The organism is Streptomyces sp. CRN 30 (assembly GCF_034105845.1).
Genome location: NZ_JAVRHI010000531.1, coordinates 1 through 8,095 on the forward strand (window position 1 = coordinate 1; position 8,095 = coordinate 8,095).

Genomic DNA, 8,095 nt, shown 5'->3' on the forward strand with positions numbered 1-8,095 from the left:
TCTTGCCTATTTCTACAACTGGCTGTAGAAATGGCGAGTTTTAAATTATGATTTATGCCGAATCGTTCTGACTGTAAGAGGGTGTTTCCGTGATTGAAATCGATGCGCTGCGCAGCCGCATGGCGCGCCAGGCGATGGCTATCGCCAGCGGCAACGGCTACACGCCGTCGCCGGTGCCGCGGGTGTCGGCGTACGCGGCGGCGGCGCGCAGGGCACCGGCGGTGGCGCGGCGCTCGGGCCCGTGGGGGCGGAGGAGGCCGGGTGCCATGCCGACGATCCAGGCCCAGACGCCCGCCGCGAGGGCCAGGCCGATGTGGCCGGGTATCTGGCCGAGGGTCTGCGGCACGAAGAGGGCGGCCGAGCTGATGAAGCTGAGGACGACGTTGCCCGGCGGGCCGATCCGGGTGGCGTCGCACAGCACCTTCTGCACGGCGGCCAGCAGCGCGCCGACGGTCACGAGCACGAGGGCGCTGTCGGTGAGCGACGCGGCGACCAGGGCGGCGGCGAGTCCGCCGACCATGCCGAGGATCACCCAGACCAGGGCGCGGGCCCGAGCGGCGTAGGGCCGGTTGTGGGCGTAGAGCGCGCACATGGACCCGGCCATCGTGTACATGGCCAGGTCGAGGCGGCCGAGCGCCAGCAGCGTGAGGTTGGGCGGTGCGAGGGAGACGACCGAGCTGAGCGCGGGCTTGAACCAGATGTCGGAGGGGCGGCGCGGACGCAGCACGCCCGCGAGGGGGAGGCGGCGGCTGCGGGGTGTCTCGGAGGTGGGGGTCGCACTGCTCATACACATACTTTAGCAGGTGTTTTATCTGTAAAAGATTGACGGCGGGGACATCCGGGAGGCGCGCCGCACCCACCGCGTCGCGCTCCCCGGATGCCTCCGCGCGCTCGCGTGCGCGCCGCGCGCTCCGGGCATCCCTCGACTGACACGACGACATGAGGGGGAGGTGCGCGTGCACGGACCGGCGTCCTCCGGCTGGCTGCTGGTCGCGCTGTGCGCGGCGACCGGCGCCTACTGCCTGCTGCGGATGCGCAGCGATGTCGAGGAGCAGCGCCGCGCCGCGGGCGGTGAGGCCCTCATGGGGTTCGGCATGGCCCTGATGGCCGTGCCCGCGGCCGTGTTCACCCCGCCGGCGTGGGCCTGGCCCGCGTACGCGGCGGTGTTCGGCGCGGCGGCGCTGCGGGCGCTGTGGGCCGCCCGGAACAGCCGCCACCACCTGCACCACCTGGTCGGCGCCGGGGCGATGGTCTACATGTCACTGGTGATGGCCGGCTCCCCGGGCCACGGGCACGTCCACGGGGGTTCCGGATTCCCGCCGCTCACCGGCGCCCTGCTGCTCTACTTCACGGGGTACGTCCTGCTGGCCGGGGTGCGCCTGGTGCCGGTGGCCGTGGTGGCCGGTCCGGCACCGGACCCGTCCCGGTCCCCGTCCGCCGGCGGCTGGGGCGACCGACCGGAGGTGGCCCGCGCGTGCCGGCTGTCGATGGGGATCGGGATGCTGGCGATGCTCCTGACACTCTGAGACACCCAGGGTGCCCAGGGTGCCCGGGACATCGGGGACGCCCCGAAGCGCCCGGAAGCCAGGATGCGCAACCGTTGCCTGCGTCACTTTGCTCTGCCGGGCCGTGTCCGGCCCCCCGCTCCTCAATAGGCTGCCCGCATGATCCTCCCCCTCGCCCTGCTTCTGCTGGGCGCCCTCGTCGCCGTCGCCGCTCCCCGGCTGCTCGCCCGCGCCGACTGGCCGGACCGCGAGCCGGTGGTCGCGCTCTGGGCATGGCAGTGCGCGGTGGCGGCGGTCCTGGTCTGCTGCGCCCTGTCGATGACGCTCAGCGCGGCGGCCGCCTGGCACGTGGTGGGCAGCCAGGTGTTCGGGACGGCGCCGCGCGCGGTCGGGCAGGCGTACGCGCTCGGTACGGCGGGGCACTGGGCGGCGACCACGGCGGTCGCGCTGGCCTGCGGCGGACTGTGGAGCGCGGCGATGCTGGTCCGCGAGGTGGTACGGGCCCGTGCCCGGCGCCGGCTGCGCCGCGCGGAGCTGCGCGAGCGCGCCCCGCTGCTGCCGGGCGAGGCGACCGGCGGCGACCGGCTGGTGGTCCTGGAGGGCGAACGGCCGGACGCCTGGTGGCTGCCCGGCACTCCACCGCGGCTCGTCGTCACCACGGCGGCGCTGCGCCGGCTCAAGGGCCGGCAGCTGGACGCCGTACTGGCGCACGAACGCGGGCACGCGCAGGCACGGCACGACTGGCTGCTGCACTGCTCGGCGGCGCTGGCGGGCGGGTTCCCGCAGGTGCCGGTGTTCGCCGCGTTCCGCGACGAGGTGCACCGGCTGGTCGAACTCGCCGCCGACGACGTGGCCTCACGGCGTTTCGGCCGGCTGACGACCGCCCTCGCCCTGGTGGAACTGAACGAGGACCGCGGGGTGTTCGGCCCGTGCCCGGCCCCCCACGCACAGATCCGCGAGCGGGTGCACCGGCTGCTGACCCCGGCCGACCGGCTGCCGGCGGTTCGGCGGCTGCGGCTGACGGCGGCGGCCTCGCTGGTGCCGGTGGTGCCGGTGTTCGTGGCGTTCGCACCGGGGCTGCGCGCCCTGGGCTGAGGGTCCGCCGCCGTCCGGCCGCGCGGAGGACCGGGGTCCGGTACCGCGGCAATTGGTTTCGGGGCGGCCGGTTCGGCGAGGATCTCCCCATGCAGACCCCGTCCCTCGACTCCCCGCCCCGTCCGTCGCGCCCCCGTGCCGTGCTCGGCGCCGCCTGGATTCTGGCGCTGTGCTCGGTGCTGCTGCTCACCCTGGTCGCGGCGGAGTGGCGTCCGCTGCTCGCCGTGGACGGCGACATCGCGCGCACCACGCACCGCTGGGCGGTCGAGGAGACCGGCGTCACCCGGTCCTTCCGGGTGCTGACCGACTGGGTGTGGGACCCGTGGACGATGCGGCTGCTGTGCGCGGGGGTGGTGCTGTGGCTGGGGCTGCGGCGCGGTGACTGGTGGACGGCGGTGTGGCTGGCGGCGACGCTGGCGGTGGCCGCGCTCGTGCAGCAGGCACTGAAGGCCGCCGTGGGCCGGGCGCGGCCGGTCTGGCCCGACCCGGTGGACACCGCGCACTACGCGGCCTTCCCCTCCGGGCACGCCATGACGGCGACGGTCGCGTGCGGTCTGCTGCTGTGGCTGGTGCGCCGCCACGGTGCCGAGGGCGCCGCGCTCCTGGCCGCGCTGACGGTGGCCGCGGTCTCCGTGGCCGGGGTCGGCGTGACCCGCGTCTGGCTGGGGGTCCACTGGACGACGGACGTCGTCGCGGGCTGGCTGCTGGGCGCGCTCACGGTGTGCGTGGCGGTGACGGTGCACCGCCGGGGGCGGGGCGTCACGTGGCCGAGCGACTGAGGACGCCCGGCCGCGAGCCGCACTCCCTCGCCGCACCCGCCGAGCGGCACCCGTACGCCCCGCCGGTTCCGGCCCTCTGGCCTGTCCCGGCCCCCGCCTTCTAAGATCCCGCCATGACCGCCGTGCTCTTCGACTTCTCCGGGACCCTCTTCCGTATCGAGTCCGCCGAGGCGTGGCTGCGGACGGTGCTCGGCGAGGTGGGGGTCCGGCTGCCGGAGCCGGAGATCGCGCTCACCGCGCGGGCGTTGGAGGAGGCCGGCGCGCTGCCGGGCGGGGCACCGCCGCTGCGGGTGCCCGACGAACTGGTCACGCTGTGGGAGACCCGGGACGAGACGTCCGCGGCGCACCGCGCGGCGTACACCGGACTGTCCCGCCGCGTCCCGCTGCCGGACCCGGCGCTGTACGACGCGCTGTACGAGCGCCACATGACGCCGGCGGCGTGGCTGCCCTACCCCGACGCCGCCGAGGTGCTGGGCGCGCTGCGGGAGCGCGGCATCGCGGTCGGTGTCGTCAGCAACATCGGCTGGGACCCGCGCCCGGTCTTCCGGGCGCACGGACTGGACCCCTTCGTCGACACCTACGCGCTGTCGTACGAGCACGGCGTCCGCAAGCCGGACCCGCGGCTGTTCGCCCTCGCCTGCGAGGCGCTCGGCGCGGACCCCGCCGAGACCCTCATGGTCGGTGACGACCGCCGCGCGGACGGCGGCGCGGCGGCCCTGGGCTGCGCGGTGCACTTCGTCGACCCGCTGCCGGTGGCCGAACGCCCGTCGGCGCTGCGCCCGGTGCCGGGCCTGGTGGGCCGGCCGCGCCGGCCGGCGGAGCGGACGTAGCCGACGGACCTCACAGGTCGCTGCGGCCCCCGAAGTGGTCGGGCACGTGCTCGCGCAGGGTCCGGCCGACCTCCCAGAAGGTCTCCTCCTCGCCGAGCCGGGACCGGAAGAGGGCCGAGCGCAGGCCGTTGATCAGGCTCTCCAGCCGTACCTCGTCGCCCACGTCGCCGTCGCGCCTGGCCTCTGCCAGCAGGTCGGCGAAGGCCGCCACGGCGGTCTCCCTGCGCTCCTCCCAGAGCCAGGCGAAGACGTCGCCGAACGCGTCCCCGGGGACGACCGTCTCGGCGTCCCGGCCGAAGAAGGCGATGTCCTTGCCCTCGGCGCGGGCGAAACCGGCGAGCAGCCGCTCGAAGATCCTGTACGGCACCTCGACGTGGTCCATGCACGCCCTTCCCGTGACACCCGCGCGACGACACCCGCGCAGGGAGCCGCCCGCCTCGGGCGATCCCCCGCGTCGCCCGAGGCGGGCGGCAGCCGGGCCCGTCCGGAACGGAGCAGGTCCGGTCCGGCTGAGTATAGTTGGCTGCCAGCCAGTCAACGCAGGAGTTTCAGCATGTCCCCGCGCAGCGCCTCGGTCAATGAAGAGTTGCGCAGGCGTTCCAGGGAGCGGCTCCTCCGGGCGGCCGTGGAACTCGTCGGCGAACGCGGCTACGACGCCACGACGCTGGGCGACATCGCCGACCGCGCCGGGTCGGCGCGGGGCCTGGTCTCGTACTACTTCCCCGGCAAGCGCCTGCTGGTGCAGTCCGCCGTGCACCGGCTGATGCACCGTGTGCTGGAAGAGGCGCTGGAGCGCGAACCCCGCGCGGACGACGGCCGGGAGCGGATGGCACGGGCCATCGACGCGATCCTCGGACTGGCCCGGGACCGGCCGGTCCTGATGCGCCAGCACATGGCGGGCCTGTTGCACGCCGAGGGGTTCGTGGCCTGCCCGGAGCAGCGGCGGCTGGCCGAACTGCTGCGGGACACCGTCGCCCGCCACGGCTCGTGCGACGTGGACCGGGACTACCCGATGCTGCGGGCCCTGCTGATGGGGGCCGTCTACGCCGTACTGGTGCCGGGGGCGCCGATGGAGGCGCCGGTGCTGCGCGCCGAACTCTTCGCGCGCTACGGCCTGGAGCGGGACATGGGCGTCCCGCCGGACACCGAGGTGCCCGGCGGGACGTGCGACACGGATCTGTCGCGGTACTTCGCGACCGGTGCCGACACCGGCACCGGATCAGTCGGAACCCCGTCCGTCGGGACTCAGTCGAAGTAGTCCGGCTGGGTCTGGACGTTCAGCTCGTCGACGTGGACGCGCTTGGCCGCGTCCGTGCGCCGGTCGCTGAGCTTCAGCACGTCGAAGCCCTTGGCGATGTCGTTCGAGTAGATGTGGCCGTTGTAGTAGTACGCCGACCACGAACCGCCCGTGACCATCGTCTCGGTGCTGATCGGACCGCGCTCGAAGTAGCCGATCTCCTTCGGCTTCGAGGAGTCCGTGAAGTCCCAGACGGAGACGCCGCCCTGGTACCAGGCCTGGACCATGATGTCCTTGCCCTTGACCGGGATCAGCGAGCCGTTGTGGGCGACGCAGTTCTCGGTGTCGGCCTGGTGGCGCGGGATCTTGAAGTAGCTGCGGAAGACGAGCTTGCTCTTCTCGCCCTTGCCGACGATGTCGTAGATGCCGTCGGCGCCGCGGTCCGGGCCGATCTCGGCGTTGCAGGTGGCCGCGCCGCCGCCGCCGAGCTCGTCGGTGAAGACGACCTTCTTGGCGGTCTGGTTGAAGGTCGCGGAGTGCCAGAACGCGAAGTTGACGTTGTCCTGGACCTGGTCGATGACCTTCGGGTGCTCCGGGTCCTTGATGGAGAACAGGATGCCGTCGCCCATGCAGGCGCCCGCCGCGAGGTCCTTCGAGGGCAGCACGGTGATGTCGTGGCAGCCGGTGGTCTTGGAGACGCCGGGGTTGGTGGGCGCGCCCGGGTTGCCGCCGCCGTCGGCGCCCTCACCGGGGAACAGCACCGGGAAGCCCACGACCTTCGCCTTCTCGGGCGCGTTGCGCGGCACCTTGATGACGGAGATGCCGTCGTGCGGCGGCTGGCAGTCGGGGTAGCTGGCGTTCGGCGAGTACGAGGAGACGTACACGTAGACGTTGCGGCGCTCGGGCACCAGCGTGTGGGTGTGCGAGCCGCAGGCGGTCTCGACGGCGGCGACGTACTTCGGGTTCCGCTTGTCGCTGATGTCGAAGACCTTCATGCCCTCCCAGGAGGACTTCTCGGTCACGGGCTGTGTGGTGCTGTTGCAACTGTCGTCGCTGCGCGAGGAGTCGGTCGACAGGAACAGCAGGTCACCGGAGACCGAGATGTCGTTCTGCGAACCGGGGCAGAGCACCTGGGAGACGGTCTTCGGCTTCTTCGGGTTGCTGATGTCGAAGACGCGGAAGCCGTCGTAGTTGCCCGCGAAGGCGTACTTGCCCTGGAAGGCGAGGTCCGAGTTGGTGCCGGGCAGCACGTCCTTCGGGATGTTGACGAGGTGCTCGATGTTGTCGGAGTGGACGATCTCGTCCTGACCGGGTATGTCCCCGCTCTCGATCGCCGCGCGCGCCTCGGCCCGCGCGCTCTTCGAGACCTCCTTCGAGGTGGCCGATCCGTCCCCCGGGTCGGGGGTCGCGACCGCCGGTCCGGCGGTGAGCAGCGCGGACAGCAGTCCGACGGCCGCCGCCGCGACTCCCAGGCGTCTGCGCCGGGTCCTCGTGGTGCTCGGGTCGTTCAACAGGATCACTGCTTCCTCCCTGGTTCCGTCCGCGTCATCCGCGTGGGAACGGTTCACGCACCCCGCAGTATCGTCTTCGCCATGCTCATACCAACAGGGGGCAACAGACTCGTAATGAAGTTTTCTGATCAGTGACGTGCGGAAGCGTGCTAGGACGGTCACGACACTCACGAGGTGTCCTCCGTACCGGCTGCCACAGGAGGTCGTTGTGCCCTTCCGTCCCGCGTTCCGTGCGTCGTCACTCGTCACGGCCTCACTGACGGTCGCGGCCGTACTCGCGCTCGGGGCCTGTGACTCGGGGTCCGGCGACGAGGCCGGCTCGGCCGCCTCCTCCGGCCCCTCGGTCATCGCCCCGGGCGAGCCGGGCGGCTCCAACCGCACGCTCTCCGCCCAGGAGGCGCAGGAGCAGCGCGCGGAGGACGACTCCCCGAACTCGGCCGACGTCGACTACGCGCGGATGATGATCCAGCACCACGCTCAGGCGCTGGAGATGACCGAACTGGTCGCCACGCGCGCGGAGTCGACGCCGCTGAAGCGGCTCGCCGAGCGGATCGCCGCGTCGCAGGGGCCGGAGATCGAGGCCATGCGGGGCTGGCTGGACACGTACGGCCAGCAGGAGACGGAGAGCGGGGGCGGGCACGACCACGCCACGATGCCGGGGATGGCGACCGACGCCCAGCTGAAGCAGTTGCGCGCGGCGGAGGGCGAGGCGTTCGACCGGCTCTTCCTCACTCTGATGATCACTCACCACCAGGGGGCGATCACGATGGCCACCGAGGTGAAGGCGCAGGGCAACAACCTGCGCGTCGAGGAGATGGCCGACGACGTGGTGGCCCAGCAGACGAGCGAGATCTCCCGGATGCGCGAGATGCTGTGACCGCGCGAGCGGACGCTGTGACCCCGTGCGCGAGACGCTGTGACCGCGGTGCGGGTCAGCGGCGGGCCCGGCGCGGCGTCAGCAGTCCGGCGTCGCGCGCCCGGCCGATCAGCCGGAGCGAGGCGCGGCGGCCGTGCCCCGTCGCGCTCATCACCGCCAGGACGGGGTCGCCGCCCCGCTCCTGGGCGGCCCGGTACGCGCGCGCCGCGAGCCGCCGCGCGTCCGCGCCGTCCGCGCCGTCCGCCCCGAACGGCCGGGCCG

9 protein-coding genes and 1 pseudogene are annotated in these 8,095 nt (G+C 73.0%); 6 read left to right on the plus strand and 4 right to left on the minus strand.

Going from position 1 to position 8,095, the window contains the following annotated elements; translation table 11 throughout:
• Positions 1–163: 163 nt before the first annotated feature.
• Positions 164–787: pseudogene (locus UW392_RS61965) on the minus strand (FUSC family protein); the annotation flags it as partial.
• Between the two features lie 169 nt (positions 788–956).
• Between UW392_RS61965 and UW392_RS61970 the strand changes: the two are divergent.
• From UW392_RS61970 to UW392_RS61985, 4 genes are all read left to right on the plus strand, one after another.
• Positions 957–1,526 carry a DUF5134 domain-containing protein gene (locus UW392_RS61970; RefSeq protein WP_320784324.1) on the plus strand — a complete coding sequence of 190 codons (570 nt, stop codon included), beginning with the start codon at positions 957–959 and terminating at the stop codon, positions 1,524–1,526.
• Between the two features lie 138 nt (positions 1,527–1,664).
• Positions 1,665–2,600 carry a M56 family metallopeptidase gene (locus tag UW392_RS61975; protein ID WP_320784325.1) on the plus strand — a complete coding sequence of 312 codons (936 nt, stop codon included), beginning with the start codon at positions 1,665–1,667 and terminating at the stop codon, positions 2,598–2,600.
• A gap of 89 nt (positions 2,601–2,689) precedes the next feature.
• Complete coding sequence (locus UW392_RS61980) at positions 2,690–3,379, plus strand: phosphatase PAP2 family protein (RefSeq protein ID WP_320784326.1); 690 nt, start codon at positions 2,690–2,692, stop codon at positions 3,377–3,379.
• A gap of 113 nt (positions 3,380–3,492) precedes the next feature.
• Positions 3,493–4,209 (plus strand): HAD-IA family hydrolase, encoded by a 717-nt coding sequence (locus UW392_RS61985; protein WP_320784327.1) that lies wholly within the window; start codon positions 3,493–3,495, stop codon positions 4,207–4,209.
• Between the two features lie 10 nt (positions 4,210–4,219).
• Here the strand turns inward: UW392_RS61985 and UW392_RS61990 are convergent, their stop codons facing one another.
• A complete protein-coding gene (locus tag UW392_RS61990; protein ID WP_320784328.1) occupies positions 4,220–4,591 on the minus strand; it encodes a hypothetical protein in 372 nt (123 codons plus the stop codon).
• 171 nt (positions 4,592–4,762) lie between these two features.
• Here UW392_RS61990 and UW392_RS61995 point away from each other — a divergent pair, with 171 nt between their 5' ends.
• Complete coding sequence (locus UW392_RS61995; RefSeq protein ID WP_320784329.1) at positions 4,763–5,467, plus strand: helix-turn-helix domain-containing protein; 705 nt, start codon at positions 4,763–4,765, stop codon at positions 5,465–5,467.
• Here UW392_RS61995 and UW392_RS62000 read toward each other — a convergent pair.
• Positions 5,455–6,966: a hypothetical protein gene (locus UW392_RS62000; RefSeq protein ID WP_320784330.1), complete on the minus strand. Its 1,512-nt coding sequence runs from the start codon at positions 6,964–6,966 to the stop codon at positions 5,455–5,457. The genes UW392_RS61995 and UW392_RS62000 overlap by 13 nt on opposite strands.
• Positions 6,967–7,165: 199 nt before the next feature.
• Between UW392_RS62000 and UW392_RS62005 the strand changes: the two genes are divergently transcribed.
• Positions 7,166–7,834 carry a DUF305 domain-containing protein gene (locus tag UW392_RS62005; protein ID WP_320784331.1) on the plus strand — a complete coding sequence of 223 codons (669 nt, stop codon included), beginning with the start codon at positions 7,166–7,168 and terminating at the stop codon, positions 7,832–7,834.
• A gap of 55 nt (positions 7,835–7,889) precedes the next feature.
• Here the strand turns inward: UW392_RS62005 and UW392_RS62010 are convergent.
• Positions 7,890–8,095, minus strand: a 206-nt coding sequence (locus UW392_RS62010) for a DUF6214 family protein (protein WP_320784332.1), incomplete at its 5' end; no start/stop codon positions are given.